Source organism: Mesorhizobium sp. M3A.F.Ca.ET.175.01.1.1, assembly GCF_004791945.1.
GTDB lineage: Bacteria > Pseudomonadota > Alphaproteobacteria > Rhizobiales > Rhizobiaceae > Mesorhizobium.
The window spans coordinates 1-416 of sequence record NZ_SRTP01000095.1 but is presented as its reverse complement, the minus strand read 5'-3'; the positions used below and the strand labels follow the sequence as shown (position 1 = coordinate 416).

Annotated in this window: 1 pseudogene; it reads left to right on the top strand. The window is 62.5% G+C overall.

Going from position 1 to position 416, the window contains the following annotated elements:
* Positions 1–416: pseudogene (locus EN818_RS30895) on the top strand (ABC transporter ATP-binding protein/permease); the annotation flags it as partial.

The window sequence follows — 416 nt, the reverse complement described above, 5'->3', positions numbered from 1 at the left end:
CTCGACAGTGCGCAAGATAACGCGCGGCATGTGGGCGCTCGACCTCCTCAACAGCACGATACTCGTCACGCTGCTCCCGTCGTTTGTCATCTTGATCGGCTCGACGGTGCTGCTCGGCTGGCACTGGCCGGTCATGGGCGTGATCTTTGCTTGCGGCTCTCTCGTCTACCTTGCGTTTTCGATTTCGCTGTCGCTCGGCTATGTCGCGCCAGCGGCGAGCCTTGCCAACCGATGGGACACAAGGCTCAGCGGCGCGCTTGCGGACGCGGTCAGTTGCAACGCTGTGGTCAAGGGCTTCGGCGCAGAGGTTCGCGAAGACGAGCGGCTTGCAAATATCATGACGAAATGGCGGCACCGCGCGCGCCGGAGCTGGGTGCGCGGAACGATCATCGGCTCAACCCAAGGCGTAACTTTGG